Origin of the sequence: Cloacibacterium rupense (assembly GCF_014645495.1) — a bacterium.
In the GTDB taxonomy this organism is placed as follows: Bacteria; Bacteroidota; Bacteroidia; order Flavobacteriales; family Weeksellaceae; genus Cloacibacterium; species Cloacibacterium rupense.
In genome coordinates, this window is sequence record NZ_BMLV01000003.1 from 140,917 (window position 1) to 156,916 (window position 16,000).

The window sequence follows — 16,000 nt, forward strand, 5'->3', positions numbered from 1 at the left end:
TTTATAGTTTATTTACAATTCTATGAATTCCGTCTTTTAACAACTGTGTTTTGAAATTAATCAATAATCCTAACTTTAAATTCGTAAATTTCAAATACGTTTTAGTTTGAGCAAAATGAATAGGATGAAGTTCCAAAACTGATTTCACTTCAATTATTACTTTATTTTCGACTAAAATATCAATTCGATAGGCATTATCTATACCTATTTCTTTATAATTTAAGGGTAGAGAATATTGCTGTTTTACTTTTAAACCTAATTTTTGTAATTCATAAACAAGTGCCGTTTCATAAGCATTTTCTAAAAGTCCGACCCCTAAATTTTTATGTACTTCAATTGCAGCACCTATTATTTTGTATGAAATCTCATTCTCAGTCATAGTTATTATTTGTTTTTAAACGCAAAGATTAAAAAATTTCATTATAAGAAGTTAAGAGAGCAAAGACTTAATCAACAGGTTGATTTTATTAAGCTCTTATTTTATATCTAAAAACAATCACAATAATGATTATTTTGCAAGCTTTTCAATTCGCCTGCGAATAAAACTTTGCAAGCTTAAAAAGTTATTTATTTATAAAAAATTCTTTGCGTTTTTTTATTTAAATTAAATTTTTAGCATCTATTAAAATATTACCATCTTGGGTATGTACTGCATAATTAAAGCCTTTTTGCAGACAAAAAGCACCCGTTTCTCCGTATTTATTCAGGGCAATAAATCCTATTTGGGTATCTTTTACATTACGATTTTGATTGACAAAATTTTTGTAAATTCTTTTTACAGCCTCTTCGCAAGCTTGTTGCGGAGTCTTACCTTGCCTCATAAGTTCTACCACCAAATAAGAACCGCAAGTTCTAATCACTTCTTCTCCGTGACCAGTAGCTGTAGCTGCCCCCACTTCATTATCTACAAAAAGTCCAGCCCCGATAATGGGCGAATCACCAACTCTGCCATGCATTTTAAAAGCCATTCCAGAAGTGGTACAAGCGCCAGAAAGATTACCTTTTTCATCTATCGCAATCATCCCAATCGTATCGTGATTTTCTATATTAACAACTGGCTTATACTCAGAAGTTTTTAGCCATTCTTTCCATTCTTTTTCGGATTCTGGGGTTAAAATATTTTCTTTTTTGAAACCTTGAGAAATTGCAAATTGTAGCGCTCCGTTTCCTACTAACATCACGTGTGGTGTTTTTTCCATCACGGCTCTGGCTACAGAAATAGGATTTTTAATATTTTCCAGACACGCCACCGAACCCACATTGGCTTTTTCATCCATAATGCAGGCATCTAAAGTCACTTTCCCGTCTCTATCTGGTCTTCCTCCGTAGCCTACACTTCTTTCATTAGGGTCGTCTTCTACAAATCTTACGCCTTTTTCTACCGCATCTAATGCTCTTCCTCCTTTAGACAAGACCTTCCAAGCTTCTTCATTGGCTTGCAACCCAAATCTCCAAGTAGAGAGCACCACAGGTTTTTTAATTTTCTTGGATTTTTCTGAGATTAATTCTTCCGCTTTCCAAGGATTAAGTGCAAGAAAGGCAGATAAAATTCCTGCTTTTTTTATAAAATTACGTCTGTTTGACATTATTTTTTAGGTAAATTTAAAGGTTGATTAATCGATTCTTTATTAAAATTGATTTTTAGTTTTTCCCAAATTGGGTACTGATTTTGAACTCTTATCTTAAAATTAGAAAAGTCTGTATTGGTTCCCCATAAAACTTCGGAAAGCGCTGTAATTCTAGGGAATACCATATATTCTACTTGTTCTGGAGTGGTTATATATTCCGTCCACACATTGCCTTGGCTTCCTAAGACGAATTTCTTTTTATCATCGGCTAATTTTTCTGGAATTACGTGGTAAGAATATACTTTTTCTGTAGAGGTGTAACCTCCAAAAGCGATAGGTTCTGATTCGGGATTCCCTTGATAATGGTCGAAATAACAATAACCGCCGGGCGTCATCACCACTTCGTGAGAGAGATTGGCAGCGGCAATTCCGCCATCTTCTCCGCGCCAAGACATTACTCTGGCGTTTGGTGCTAGGCCTCCTTCTAGAATTTCGTCCCAACCTATGATTTCTCTCCCATGTTTATTTAGAAATTTTTCAATTCTTTGGATAAAATAGCTTTGCAACTCGTGTTCGTCTTTCAAGCCTTCTTTTTTGATAAGAGCCTGAGCAATTTCGTTGGTTTTCCATTGTGTTTTAGGAGCTTCATCACCACCAATATGGATAATTTTTGACGGGAAAAGCTGCATTACTTCTGTAAGAACATTCTCTAAAAAAGTAAAAGTTTCTTCTTTAGGACAAAAAACATCATCAAAAACGCCCCATTTTTCTGCCACTTTTATTTGTTGACCTGTACAACCTAATTCTGGATACGCAGCAATGGCAGCCGAAGCGTGACCTGGCATTTCAATCTCTGGAACAATGGTAATATGGCGCTCCGAAGCATATTTTACAATTTCTTTAATGTCTTCTTGGGTATAAAACCCGCCATATTTTTTTTCTTCATATTTGTTGTCATCATATCTACCAATCATAGAACGGGCTCGCCAATCGCCAACTTCTGTTAATTTAGGATATTTTTTAATTTCAATCCTCCAGCCTTGGTCGTCTGTAAGATGCCAGTGAAAAGTATTCATTTTATACATTGCAAGATAATCTATGTATTTTTTGATGAATTCTTTAGGGAAAAAATGTCTAGAAACATCTAAATGCATTCCTCGCCATTGGAATTTTGGAGCATCTGTGATTTCTAAATTAGGAATGGGAGAATTTGACGATAATAATTGAATTAAAGTTTGAATTCCATTAAAAATACCTCTATTATCTTTAGCAAAAATTGCAACTTCAGCACCACGAATATTTAATCTGTACTCTTCACTTTTTAATTTTTTGTCTATCAACAAAGAAATTACTGTTCCTTCGAAATACTTGTTGTCAATAATTACATTTGCTTCAATTTCTTTTTCTAAATACTTTTTAAGAAATACAGCTTCAAAAGAATTCTTATGTGTACTAATCTCTATATTTTTATTCAAACGAAAACTCCCAGGGTTAATTTCCACTTTCTGCGGATAAGGAATCAAGGGTAAATTTTGCGCTGAAATGTTATCAAAAAACAAGCAAAAGGTGAATATTGTAAAATATATTAACATCTTTCTCATACTATGCAAAATAATTTTTTAATTTTAAAGAATTAAAAATACCATTTTATGTCTAAACTATATAAAATTTCTTTGTTTTTATTTTTGATTAGCTTTTCCATCGTTTATTCACAGAAAAATTATTCTCAATATGTAAATCCATTCATTGGAACTGGTGGTCATGGGCATACCTTCCCTGGTGCTACAGTACCTTTCGGGATGGTTCAACTTTCGCCAGACACTAGAATAGACCACAGTTGGGATGGTTGCAGTGGTTATCACTACTCAGATTCTGTGATTTATGGTTTTTCTCACACTCACCTCAATGGAACTGGTTGTACAGATTATGGTGATATTATGCTGATGCCAACCATGGGAAAACCTAGCTTAAGAGACAAAGATTATTCTTCTAAATTTTCTCATACCAACGAAAAAGCCACTGCAGGATATTATGAAGTTTTGCTAGATAAATTTAACATAAAAGCCAGACTAACCACTACAACCAGAGTTGGTTATCACGAATACACTTTTAATAATGACGGCGCAGCCAATATTATTCTAGACCTTAACCATAGAGACCGATTGCTAGAAGGAGAAGTAAAAATCATAGACAACAAAACCATTGAAGTTTTCCGTAGAAGTAAAAATTGGGCAGAAAACCAACATATTTTTGCCAGAATAGAATTTTCTAAACCATTAGAAATCAGTAAACTTGAAGGGAAAAAATCTGGAAATACCATTTCTGGAAAAAAACTTAAAATTGCATTCAGTGGTAATGTAACAAAAGGTGAAAAAATAGGAGTAAAAGTGGCTCTTTCTCTTACTGGTTATGAAGGAACCAAAAAAAATATGGCGGCAGAAGGAACTTCATGGGATTTTGAAAACATAAAAGCCAATGCTGCAAAATCTTGGGACAAAGAACTCTCTAAAATAGAAGTGACCACTAACCACAAAGACCAACTCACCATTTTCTACACTGCACTTTACCATGCATTTATTCAACCAAACATCGCTAATGATGTCGATGGAAAATACAGAGGTAGAGACAATCAAATTCATACTGCCAACCATAATTATTATACGGTATTTTCACTTTGGGATACTTTCAGAGCTTATCATCCTCTGATGACTTTGATAGATAAAAAACGTACCGCAGATTTTATAAACACCTTTATTCTTCAGTACGAACAAGGAAAAAGATTACCCATTTGGGAATTGGCAAGCAACGAAACATTTTGTATGATTGGCTACCACAGCGTCTCTGTAATTGCAGATGCTATGGCAAAAGGAATTAAAGGTTTTGATTATGAAAAAGCTTTTGAAGCCTCTAAAAACTCTGCCAATTTATTTGATGATTTCGGAATGAAAACTTACCGCGAAAATGGCTTCTTAAGCGTAGAAGATGAGCACGAAAACGTCTCTAAAACATTAGAATATTCTTATGACGATTGGTGCATTGCCCAAATGGCGAAAATTCTTAACAAAAATGAAGATTATGAATATTTTATGAAACGTTCGCAAGGTTGGAAAAATCTATTTGACCCAGAAACTAAATTTATAAGACCTAAGAAAAACGGAAACTGGCTAGAACCATTTGACCCTAAGGAAATTAACAACAATTACACCGAAGGAAACGGCTGGCATTATACCTTCTTTGTACCACAAGATATTCCAGAAATGATAGAATTCTATGGCGGTAATGATGCTTTTGAGAAAAAACTAGACCAAATGTTCTCTGAAAACTCTAAAACTACAGGCAGAGAGCAAATAGATGTAAGTGGATTGATAGGACAATACGCTCACGGAAACGAACCTTCCCATCACGTTGCTTACCTCTATAATTACATCGGGAAACCCGAAAAAACCAAAGAAAAAGTACAATATATACTAGAAAATTTCTACAAAAATTCACCAGATGGTTTAATTGGCAATGAAGACTGCGGACAAATGAGTTCTTGGTATGTTTTGAGTTCTATGGGACTTTACTGCGTAACCCCAGGAAGTGGAGAATGGCAAAGCACAGAACCCATCTTCAGTGAAGTTAAAATCAATTTAGAAGACGGAAAAACTTTGATTTTTAAACACAAAAAAGATGTAGATAATTGGATTTATTCAATGGCTAATCCTGAACAAAAACCCATTGTAAAAACTAAAAAAAACGCACTCTCTCCTATTATTAAATTTAAGAACAGAAGTTTTATAGAAAAAGAAGAAATAAGCATTAAATCTTTACATGATGGTAAAATATTTTATTCTGTAAACGGAAGTGATTTTAAAAAGTACAAAGAACCATTCATCATCACAACAACCTCAGAAATTAGAGCATATGTAGAAGATAATGAGCAAAAAAAAAGTTCAATTTCTAAAGCGATAGCCTATAAAAAACCAAACCATTACAGCATAGATATCAAAACCCAACCTAGTGATTTATATTTTGCAGGTGGCAAAGAAGGTCTTGTAGATGGTATTCTAGGAGACGCCAATTGGAAAAAAGGCGATTGGCACGGTTATCAAAAAAATGATTTCGAGGCAATAGTAGATTTACAATCTGAAAAAGAAATAAAAACTTTGGCTGCTGATTTTTTACAAGATACCCGATCTTGGATTTTAATGCCTACAAAAGTCACTTTTTACACTTCTATGGACAATAAAAATTTCAAAAAAGTAGGCGAAGTGATAAACGAAATAAAACCTGAAGATGAAAACGTACAGACTCAGAAATTAGCTCTAAATATTGCTCCGCAAAAAGCCAGATATGTAAAAGTTGTAGCAAAAAATTTTGGTAAATTACCAGAATGGCACCAAGGTTATCCTTATCAGGGCGAGGCTTATATTTTTATTTCAGAAATAGAAATCCAATAAAAAAGCGCCTCTAAAAAACTTAGAAGCGCCTTTTCTTATATTTCAATAATTAGTACATAATTTTATAATATTCATCAGCCATTCTATCAGAATTGAACTGAACTTTCACATCATCCATCGCATTTTTTACTACCTGTCTCCATTCATCTGGTCTATCATAATACATTGGTAATATTTCGTTTTCTAGAATGTCATACAATTTGTTCATATCATAATTATCTACATCATAAACGCTCATATTAGCATAATCAGCTTTAGGAACTACAAAAGAGTTTACGCCATTTTTTGCAAATTCTGGAATCCAACCATCATCAGTAGAAAGGTTTACAGAAGCATTCATAGAAGCTGTCATACCAGAAGTACCAGAAGCTTCTCTAGGAACTCTAGGATTGTTCAACCATACATCAGAACCTTGTTTTAATGATTTACTTAGAGACAATTCATACCCTGTAAGTACAGCCATATTTTTATGATTTTTGCTTTCTTCCACCAAATTATTGAAGGTAGAAATAGCTGCATAATCCATTGGGTAAGGTTTACCCGCAAAAATAATTTGTACTGGATATTTTTGATTTTCTAATAATTTTCTGAATCTTTCTTTATCTTGAAGCAATAAATCTGCTCTTTTATAGCCTGCAAATCTTCTTGCCCAAACCATTGTAAACACTTTAGGGTCGAATAATTTACCGCATTGGTCAGCTACAATTCTGAAAGTTCTCTTTTTAAGATATTTTTTTCTGAAGTCAAACTCTTCATTTTCTCTTTCGTCTCTAGCGTTATAAAGCGGCTTATCTGCCCAATACTTATAATCTTGCGCGTTGGTAATGGCTTTAATTTCGCAGATATTAGGATATTTACCCCACATTTCGTTAGACACTACTCCGTGTAACTGAGATACACCATTCGCAATTTTTGCCATTCTCAATGCACAAAGAGAGTGATTAAACATGTCATTATCTTCACCTTCTATAGCTTTTACTTCGTTTAAGCTATATCCAGAGAAATAAGACATTTGGTGACATAGATAAGCATTATGTTTTTCATTACCAGCTTCTTCAGGCGTATGCGTAGTGAAGACTAATTTTTCTTTTACTTTTTGTAAATCTCCACCGTATTTTCTCAATAGGTAAAAAGCAGCCGGTAGACCATGCGCTTCATTTAGGTGATAAACATCTCTTTCTAGATTTAACTCATCTAGAAGTTTAGCACCACCTTTTCCTAATAAAATATACTGTGCAATTTTAGTAGATTCATTAGCATCATACAATCTATGACAAATGGTCTTAGAAATATGGTCATTTTCTGGCACATCTGTAGAGAGTAAGAAAATAGGTGCAGTTTTGAAAGTTTCAGGATTAAGATACCAAACTTTTACCCAAACTGGTGCATCGTGAATATCAATCTGAAATTTAATGCCCGTATCTTCTAAGAAACTATACATTTTCTTAGTCCATGTTGGGTTAAGCGTTTGATCGTGGTTTCTTGCTTGGTCATAATACCCAAATTTCCACAAAATCCCTATCCCTACTAAATCTTGCTTTAGATTATACGCACTTCTCATGTGAGAACCTGCCAAAAATCCAAGTCCACCACTATATATTTTCAATGCCTGGTCGATTGCAAACTCCATTGAAAAATAGGCCACTTTTTTACTGTAGTCTTTGTTGATGCTAAAAGGCATCTCGTAGTTTTTAAAATCCATTTTTCTCGTTTCTTTAAAATCAGGTGCAAAGGTATTACATTTTTACAAAACACAATGTTTTCTATGTTACAAATAAGAAAAAGTGGTAAAAATCATATTTTGCTCCATCAGTTTTTTGTTAAATTTTCCCATAAAAATATAAAAATTCTTAAAAACAAATGTAAATTCTTCATATTTGCTATGACATATATCACACCGAAATGTATTTTTATAATCTTATATTTTTATAATTTTACCAAAAATTTTCAAAATAAATGGATACATTAACAATGAATTTAACCAATAGCATAGAATATCTTAAAAATAGCAATTCAAGTTTTGATGAAGTTGCTGAAAATTTATTTTCCTTCAGCTACCATGACTACAATGAAATTTTCAAAATAGACCAAAAAGATATCCCTGAAAAAACCTACCAAAGACTTCCTGTTTTTAACAATGAAAATTGTGTAGCGATTTTAATGCTTTGGGGTATCAATAATCAAACTGCGGTACACGACCACAAGAATTACGAAGGTAAAATAAAAGTCCTAAAAGGTGAATTAACTGAAGTTTATTATAAAGAAACCAAAGATTTTATTGAATACGAAGGTGCAGGCGTAGCCATAGAAGGTCTAATTTTCGAGGAAGAAAAAGGCGGTATCCATAGTATTGTGAACAATAAAAATTCACTTTCTGTAAGTTTACACATTTACAAAACTTCTGAACTCAACCTCAGCGGAGTAAGAATTTTCGATGTAGAAAACAAAAAATGGGCTATCTTAAACGACAAAGCACCTTCATGCAGTTGGAGTCTTCCAGAAGAAGCTTTTTCAGAAGTCATCAATCTTTAAAAAGACACATTCCCATATAAACCAAATTTAAACATTTCCAAAAATCCACAGATTATTTAGTTTGTGGATTTTTTATGAAATCACGCTAAGAATCATTCAAAAATAGCACCTTTGTTCGAGTCTTCTTCGAATCACCTTCGAATCATGTTCGGAAAAAGGGTACTTTTTCCGAAGGTCTTTCGAACAACATTCGAACTTGACTCGAATGAAACCCTAACTTAGGTAGAATTTTAAAATCAAGAAAATGATATTTAACAATTCCAAAATCCTTTCTGAAAAACCACTAAAAACATAAGTATTCGAGCTTCATTTAAGTAAATAAAAATTTTCCGTAAATTTGCACTCTCATAATTATGGAAAATTTCACTTCTAAAACCGTTGCTTTTCACACGCTTGGCTGCAAACTTAACTTTGCGGAAACCTCTACTATTGCCAGACAATTAACTGGTGCTGGTTACCAAAAAGTAAGTTTTGACGATGCTGCTAATGTTTACGTTATCAACACTTGTTCTGTTACCGAAAACGCAGACAAAGAATGTAAACTTCACGTAAAACGCGCCATGAAAGCCAATCCAGATGGTTTGGTGGTGATTGTCGGTTGTTATGCCCAATTAAAACCCGAAGAAATTTCTGCCATTGAAGGCGTAGATTTGGTTTTAGGAGCTAAAGAAAAATTCAACATTCTGAGTTATCTCGAAGATTTAGAAAAAACGGAACATCACGCCGAAGTTCACTCTTGCGAAATAGAAGAAGCTGATTTCTTTATCGGAAGTTATTCTATTGGCGACAGAACCAGAGCTTTCTTAAAAGTGCAAGACGGTTGTGATTATAAATGCACCTATTGCACCATTCCTTTGGCTAGAGGAATTTCTAGAAGTGACACTGTAGAAAACGTACTAAAAAACGCCAAAGAAATTGCCGAAAAAGACATCAAAGAAATAGTTTTGACAGGAGTAAACATTGGCGATTACGGAAAAGGCGAATTTGGCAATAAAAAACACGAACATACTTTCCTAGATTTAGTGAAAGAGCTGAATAACGTAGAGGGAATTGAAAGAATTAGAATTTCTTCCATAGAACCAAATTTACTGAAAGACGAAACCATAGATTTGGTAGCAGAAAGCAAGAGTTTTGTGCCGCATTTTCATATTCCGTTGCAAAGTGGAAGCGATGATTTGCTCAAAAAAATGAAGCGAAGATACCTCACCAAACTATACAGCGACAGAGTTTCTAAAATTAGAGAAGTAATGCCCGATGCTGCCATTGGTGTAGATGTAATCGTAGGATTTCCCGGAGAAACCGAAGAGAAATTTTTAGAAACCTACAATTTTATTAACGAATTACCAATCAGTTATTTACACGTTTTCACGTATTCTGAAAGAGAAAATACCGAAGCCGTAGAAATGGAAGGTGTAGTACCGATTGCTGACCGTAAAAAACGTAATAAAATGCTAAGAATTCTCTCCGAGAAAAAGAAAATGGCATTTTACCAAACACAACTAGGAAAAACCTTACCAGTACTTTGGGAACACGAAGAAAAAGATGGAAAAATGTTTGGCTTTACCGAAAATTATGTTCGTGTACAGAAACCTTTTGACGCGAGTTCTATCAACCAAATAGAGATGGTAAAATTAGATAAAATTCAACCAGACGGAACCGTTTCTATCTCTCCTATTTTTGAGGAGTTTTTGGCGAAAGTGTAAAGAAATTTCAAAAAAATCAAAAAAAGCATAATTTTTTCATTTTTTATTTTAAATTTGTATCAAATAACCATTTCATTATGATAACAAAAGTTCAATCAAAAGGAGAAAAACTCAATTGGAAACCTTTAAAAACGGTAGCTCCAGTTAGAATTTCTGCTAAAAATTTAAAGGGAAACAAAGTTGCCGTTTCTAGCAATTCTTCTAATAAAAGAGTTGTTATTTCTTAAACATTCTATCATTGTATAGCAATGTTATATCCGCTTAAATTTATTCAAAAAGATATATGTAAAGATGGTTCAGACCATCTTTTTACGTATATATACAAATTTACATTAGCAGAAACTCATCTGCATTATATCATAAGAGCAGAATATCATACCGAAAATGTTTTTGCTGTAAAATTCTATTCCAAAAAAGATAGAAGAAGCCAATACAAATACAATAAAATCATCAATAAAAATACTTATTCATCGGTAATTAATATTTTAGAAACTTGCACATCTTTAATCCCAATTTTACTAGAAAAACATCCCAATTGTAGCTTTGCGCTATCTTCTGCACGAAGTATTGATTTCAGCAATCCTAAAAAATTAACTGAGCATTTAGAAGAAAACCAAAGATTTAGAATTTACTCTCGTTTTATACAAGACAGAATAGGAACTTCTACTTTTACTCATTTAGAATATCCTACCATCAGTTCTTATTTATTGATTAATAATGCCGAAAAAGACATTGATGAAAAGGAAAAAAGAATTTTAGAAATGTTTGAAAGAACTTATCAAACAATTCCAGATATTACCGATTGATTTTTTAATAATTTCTAAAATTTATCTCTCCTATTTTTGAGGCGTTTTTGGCGAAGATTTAAAATTTAACATAAAATTTACTTATCATCTTTGTTTTTTGACTAATTTTAATAGTCAAACTTTCTAGTTATGAAAAGTAAAATTTTAAATTCCTTACTTATTATCACATCATTATTGGGATATTTAGAATGGGGAAAAACAAACAGTATGTTTCTTTTTCAGGGAGAGTATGAAATTTTAGAAAAACTTTTCAAAGCCCCTGATTCTGTAGCGCATCCTTTTGTTTTATTACCATTAATAGGACAGATTTTAATCTTTATTACCCTATTTCAAAAAACACCATCTCAATTATTAACTTATGCAGGAATTCTCTGTTTAGGTTTATTATTAGGATTTATGTTTATAATTGGCGTAATGTCTTTTAATTTTAAAATTCTATTTTCTACAATTCCTTTTTTAATTGTGGTCTTTTTAACCATAAAACATTATAGAACAGAAAAGTTAAAAGAAAATTTATGATTTTTAGCATTTTATGTTTTTCCGTAATGTAGTGTGGAGTTTATTTTTTAATTTAGTGGGAAATTAATAACTATCAATATAAAACAATAATAAAAATGAAATGGGATTAGAACTCAAAACACAAGATAATTTTATTGACTTGGGGACTCTAAAAGATTTCTTCAATAATTATGGGAAATTTGATATTGCAATTCAAAATGAAGATTCTGGATCTATCTCATTAATAATTAATTCAGAATATGGAATTACAACTATAGTACCTTGTTCAAGAGCTCTTTCAGAAATTATAATTAAAAAAGGTGGCTATTTTGATGAAATTTTATTATATAGATTACTTAAAATAAAAAACAGTTCAGGAAATTATTATATAAGATTATCTCAAAATATTGACATTTCATATGAAGAAATTGAACAAGAGAATAATAATTTAAAAAATTTAGAAGGCAACGTAAGGACTTTTGTCAAGGTGACCCAAGAAATGCTGGATAATCAAAAAAAAATATTAAAAAAATAAATTGGGAAAACATTATAGTAAAATAACATAATCCCCACTCTCCAAAACCTCCGAATTCATAGTATTAATTTAAAAATAAAATCTTTTTCGTTCTCTTAAGTCTCCGACTTCGGAATATTAATTCAAAAAATAATCTCTTTCTTGTGTAGAGATTGACTTCGTCGAACCACTTCGTTAGGTTTCCTGCGGAATGACAAACTAGATGTGAAAATTTGTGTTTCTAAAATTTAACCTTCCCTAAAAAATCCCATCAAACAGCTAAAACCCGCTTATGAAAATTTTAAAATTTCTACCTCTTTTAGTGTTACTCCCGTTTTTTGGTTGCAGCAGTAGTGATGATGAACCTACACCAACTCACACAGAAATAATGTATTTCCCCAATAATACAGACAACAATTGGGAAACCAAATCTATTGCCAGTCTCGGCTGGAACCAAAGTGCAGTGCAACCTCTTAAAGATTTCTTGGCAGAAAAACACTCTAAATCTTTTATGATTCTCGTAAACGGTAGAATTGTGATGGAAGAATATTTCAACGGACACAATGCTACAACAACTTGGCAATGGAACAGCGCAGGAAAAACACTGGTTTCTACGACCACAGGAATTGCTGGGCAAGAAGGTTTGCTCAATATCAACACAAAAGTTTCTCAATATTTAGGAAACAGCTGGTCTAGCGAACCCTTAGAAAAAGAAAACCTCATCACACCAAGACATTTACTCACGATGACTTCTGGTCTTAATGATGAGAGCAACCTCGTGATAAAACCCAATCTCACCTATTTAGCAGATGCAGGAAGCAGATGGTCTTATAGCAATGTTTTTCAGCTCTTGACCCAAGTAGTGAGTAAAGCTAGCAATCAAGATTTTGAAACGTATTTTAACACCAAACTAAAAAATAAAATCGGGATGGATGGTTTCTGGAATTTCGGAACTATTTTTACCATTTATCACAGCAATACCAGAAGTATGGCGAGATTCGGCTTGCTTTTTCTGAACAAAGGAAAATGGAAAAACGAACAAATCATCAATGAAAATTATGTCAACGAAGCGATTAATACTTCTCAAAACATTAATCCTTCTTATGGTTATCTTTGGTGGCTCAACGGAAAATCTAAATATATGGTTCCTGGAGGACAAACCGTTTACCAAGGCGCTCTGGTTCCTAATGCACCAAGTGATATGTATGCTGCAATGGGAGCAGAAGACCAGAGAATTTATATAATCCCTAGTAAAAATATGGTGATAGTAAGAATGGGAGATGCTTCAGACCCACAAAATCCTAATTTTGCATTGTCAGGTTTTGATGCAGCACTTTGGGATAAAATTAATGCGTTGGTTAAGTAGGGTGATAGAAGTTAAAAGTTAGAGTTATAATTTGCACTTTGTACCTTCTACTTTGTACCTTGTAATTCGTATTTTTTACTTTTATCAATGCTCAAACCAAATATCTTCGTATTTCACTCCTGCTTCTATTGGGATTTTCAACCAATTTTCTTGGGGAACAATTGGGCAATTGTAATCTGTAGCATTGTAGGCGCAATACGGATGGTAAGCTTTGTTAAAATCTATAATAACTTCATCTTTTTCTGGAATTCTTAAGTCTAAATATCTTCCACCACCGTAGGTCTCTTTTCCGCTAGTAGCATCTTTGAAAGGCAAAAAAAGGTAATTTTTGTATGCTGGATTTTTGACTAAATCTAAACTTTGATAAACAGTGAGAACTTGTTCTGCGCCATTTATTTTGAAATAAACTTTTCCAAATTCTTGATATTTCTTGGTTTTACCAGAAGAAGTGGGGAGCTCAAAAGGCGCAGCATTTTCAGTTTTCACCAATTTGGCTTTTACATAAAAATCTAAATTGATGGCAAAGAATGGGTGTGCTTTGAATTTTTTGAAGTTTTCCCCTCTCAATGGAGATTCTTTTTCGTTTTTATATTCTTCGTTGAGTTCTTTTTGGAACTTCTTAATTTCTAAAACTTCATTTAGATTTTGAGATTTCACTTCAGCAGGAAATTGTTTTTTTTCTGGTTTAGTTTTTAAATCTTGAGCAAAAGAAAATGCTGAAAAAAAGAAAAATATGAAGATTATCTTTATCATTTCAAGTCAATTTTATGGTATAAACATCGGTTTCGTTTCGGATGATATCTGTAACCAAGAAACCTTTTCCTTGGATTACTTCTTCTACAAAATCAAAGACCTTACATTCTTTGGGTAAAGCAGAAAAAATAAGAGTGAAGCAATATTCTTTCACTGGCGGGATATCTGTCCAATAAGGAAAAACGGCTATATTTTCCCAAAAAATAAGTTTACTGCTATACCCTGTGAATTTGTCTACCAAAAAAGTGGAAGGCCAAATTCTGACCAAATTGCCCACCATATAATTATTTTGAAAACAGCAGTGCACTATCACTTGTCTTTCTTCCTCGAATTTTTCTTGAATTTGAGATAGAATTTCTGGGGCTATTTTGGGTTTGGTAACGGTTGACATAGATTTTCAGTTCCCGATTTATTTTTTAAAGGTTTGAAGTTAAAAAAAAAATAGAATATGCTTTCAAAAAAAAACATTTTAATTCAATATTCATTTTGAAACAAAAATTGCGTACAAAAATCTTGTACGCAATCTATATTTTTAATTTACATTTAATTAAGTTTAGCGGTCAACTTTTCAAACTGCTTTTCGGCGTCTTTGCCTTCATACAAAACACTGAAAATAGCATTAATGATTGGGGTTTTCAGTTTATTCTCATAAGCAATTTCATAAATTCCACGGGTTGCGTAGTAGCCTTCTGCCACCATATTCATAGATTGCAATGCAGATTTTACGGTATACCCTTTGCCAATGAGGTTTCCTAAATATCTATTTCTAGAAAAAAGTGAATAGGCAGTAACCAACAAGTCTCCTAGATAAGAACTTTCGTTCACGTCTCTAGTTTCAGGGTAAACGGCATCTAGAAAAAGTTCCATTTCTCTGATGGCATTGCTCACAAAAACTGCCTGAAAATTGTCTCCATATCCCAATCCACTAGCAATACCAGCACCTATGGCATATATATTTTTAAGAATAGCACTGTATTCATTCCCTAAAATATCATTAGAACAATTTACTTTGATATAATCTGAAGAAAACAAAACTCTAAGAGCATCTACATGTTCTTTTTCGGCAGCGGCTATGGTAAGATAAGAGAGGCGTTCCATGGCCACTTCTTCTGCGTGACAAGGCCCTGCAATGACTGCCTGACTTCTAAATCCTATTTTAAAAACATCTCTCAGATAATGTGCCACCACATCGTTATGTTTAGGAACAATCCCCTTAATTGCTGAAACAAAAACTTTATTAGAATAGTCTACCGTCATTTTCTCTATAGCATCAGAAAGATAAATAGATGGTGTAGCCAAAACCACTACATCACATGCGGAAACCAATTGATTAATATCTGTAGTAAGTGCCAGTTTTTTAACATCAAAAGTTACAGAAGTAAGATAATTAGGATTATGACCACGCAATTCTAAAGCTCCTTTTACAAACTCATTTCTCACACACCAGTGCACTTTTTTTGAATTTTCTAAGAGCATTTTTACAATAGCCGTCCCGAAACTTCCGCTACCTACTACTCCTACAGTTGGCAAAGATTTGCCTTTAGTTTTTGACATTTTTATAATTTTTACTGCAAAAAACAAAGATACAAATATTGAACATATCAATGTATAAATAAATCAATTTAAGAAAAAATATACTCCAAAAAAACCATAAAAACTCTTATTAGCAGGTAATTTTCAGAGTTTTAAATCTACAATCATAATCCATATTTTTTAACATTTTTATAATATTTTTAACACAAGTATGGCATAATTTTTATCATATTTCATCGTTTTGGAGAAACCAAAAACTAAGACATTCAAATATTTTATTTAAAT

General features: G+C 32.8%; 15 protein-coding genes. 8 read left to right on the plus strand and 7 right to left on the minus strand.

Going from position 1 to position 16,000, the window contains the following annotated elements:
• Position 1 precedes the first annotated feature (1 nt).
• The 3 genes from IEW40_RS08285 to IEW40_RS08295 form a co-directional block, all read right to left on the minus strand.
• The gene (locus IEW40_RS08285) at positions 2-379 is read right to left on the minus strand and encodes a GxxExxY protein (RefSeq protein ID WP_188617628.1); all 378 of its coding nucleotides are present in this window, start codon (positions 377-379) and stop codon (positions 2-4) included.
• Positions 380-599: 220 nt separating this feature from the next.
• Positions 600-1,586: an isoaspartyl peptidase/L-asparaginase family protein gene (locus IEW40_RS08290; RefSeq protein ID WP_188617629.1), complete on the minus strand. Its 987-nt coding sequence runs from the start codon at positions 1,584-1,586 to the stop codon at positions 600-602.
• Positions 1,586-3,169 (minus strand): beta-N-acetylhexosaminidase, encoded by a 1,584-nt coding sequence (locus IEW40_RS08295; RefSeq protein WP_308421296.1) that lies wholly within the window; start codon positions 3,167-3,169, stop codon positions 1,586-1,588. Before IEW40_RS08295 ends, IEW40_RS08290 begins: the two co-directional genes overlap by 1 nt.
• A 48-nt stretch (positions 3,170-3,217) precedes the next feature.
• Here IEW40_RS08295 and IEW40_RS08300 point away from each other — a divergent pair, with 48 nt between their 5' ends.
• On the plus strand, positions 3,218-6,010 hold the full coding sequence (locus IEW40_RS08300) for a GH92 family glycosyl hydrolase (protein WP_188617630.1): 2,793 nt from the start codon (positions 3,218-3,220) through the stop codon (positions 6,008-6,010).
• A 49-nt stretch (positions 6,011-6,059) separates the two neighbouring features.
• On the opposite strand, the gene glgP is transcribed toward IEW40_RS08300, so the two are convergent.
• Positions 6,060-7,712, minus strand: coding sequence for an alpha-glucan family phosphorylase (gene glgP, locus IEW40_RS08305; protein ID WP_188617631.1), 1,653 nt, complete (start codon positions 7,710-7,712; stop codon positions 6,060-6,062).
• Between the two features lie 254 nt (positions 7,713-7,966).
• Between glgP and IEW40_RS08310 the strand changes: the two genes are divergently transcribed.
• The 7 genes from IEW40_RS08310 to IEW40_RS08340 all read left to right on the plus strand — a co-directional run bounded on the left by IEW40_RS08310 (position 7,967) and on the right by IEW40_RS08340 (position 13,429).
• Positions 7,967-8,542 carry a cysteine dioxygenase gene (locus tag IEW40_RS08310; RefSeq protein ID WP_188617632.1) on the plus strand — a complete coding sequence of 192 codons (576 nt, stop codon included), beginning with the start codon at positions 7,967-7,969 and terminating at the stop codon, positions 8,540-8,542.
• A 353-nt stretch (positions 8,543-8,895) separates the two neighbouring features.
• Positions 8,896-10,245, plus strand: coding sequence for a tRNA (N(6)-L-threonylcarbamoyladenosine(37)-C(2))-methylthiotransferase MtaB (mtaB, locus tag IEW40_RS08315; protein WP_188617633.1), 1,350 nt, complete (start codon positions 8,896-8,898; stop codon positions 10,243-10,245).
• Positions 10,246-10,322: 77 nt separating this feature from the next.
• Positions 10,323-10,472, plus strand: a complete 150-nt coding sequence (locus tag IEW40_RS08320; RefSeq protein WP_188617634.1) for a hypothetical protein — start codon at positions 10,323-10,325, stop codon at positions 10,470-10,472.
• Between the two features lie 21 nt (positions 10,473-10,493).
• Positions 10,494-11,051, plus strand: coding sequence for a hypothetical protein (locus IEW40_RS08325; RefSeq protein WP_188617635.1), 558 nt, complete (start codon positions 10,494-10,496; stop codon positions 11,049-11,051).
• A gap of 129 nt (positions 11,052-11,180) precedes the next feature.
• Entirely contained in the window at positions 11,181-11,570 is a 390-nt protein-coding gene (locus tag IEW40_RS08330) for a hypothetical protein (RefSeq protein WP_188617636.1), read from the plus strand.
• 100 nt (positions 11,571-11,670) lie between these two features.
• A complete protein-coding gene (locus tag IEW40_RS08335) occupies positions 11,671-12,084 on the plus strand; it encodes a hypothetical protein (RefSeq protein ID WP_188617637.1) in 414 nt (137 codons plus the stop codon).
• 271 nt (positions 12,085-12,355) lie between these two features.
• Positions 12,356-13,429: a serine hydrolase domain-containing protein gene (locus tag IEW40_RS08340; protein ID WP_188617638.1), complete on the plus strand. Its 1,074-nt coding sequence runs from the start codon at positions 12,356-12,358 to the stop codon at positions 13,427-13,429.
• A gap of 84 nt (positions 13,430-13,513) precedes the next feature.
• Here IEW40_RS08340 and IEW40_RS08345 read toward each other — a convergent pair whose 3' ends face one another.
• The 3 genes from IEW40_RS08345 to IEW40_RS08355 all read right to left on the minus strand — a co-directional run bounded on the left by IEW40_RS08345 (position 13,514) and on the right by IEW40_RS08355 (position 15,736).
• Positions 13,514-14,182, minus strand: coding sequence for a DUF1684 domain-containing protein (locus IEW40_RS08345; protein WP_188617639.1), 669 nt, complete (start codon positions 14,180-14,182; stop codon positions 13,514-13,516).
• 1 nt (position 14,183) lies between these two features.
• Entirely contained in the window at positions 14,184-14,573 is a 390-nt protein-coding gene (locus IEW40_RS08350) for a hypothetical protein (protein ID WP_188617640.1), read from the minus strand.
• Between the two features lie 152 nt (positions 14,574-14,725).
• Positions 14,726-15,736, minus strand: a complete 1,011-nt coding sequence (locus IEW40_RS08355) for an NAD(P)H-dependent glycerol-3-phosphate dehydrogenase (protein WP_188617641.1) — start codon at positions 15,734-15,736, stop codon at positions 14,726-14,728.
• Positions 15,737-16,000: the final 264 nt, after the last annotated feature.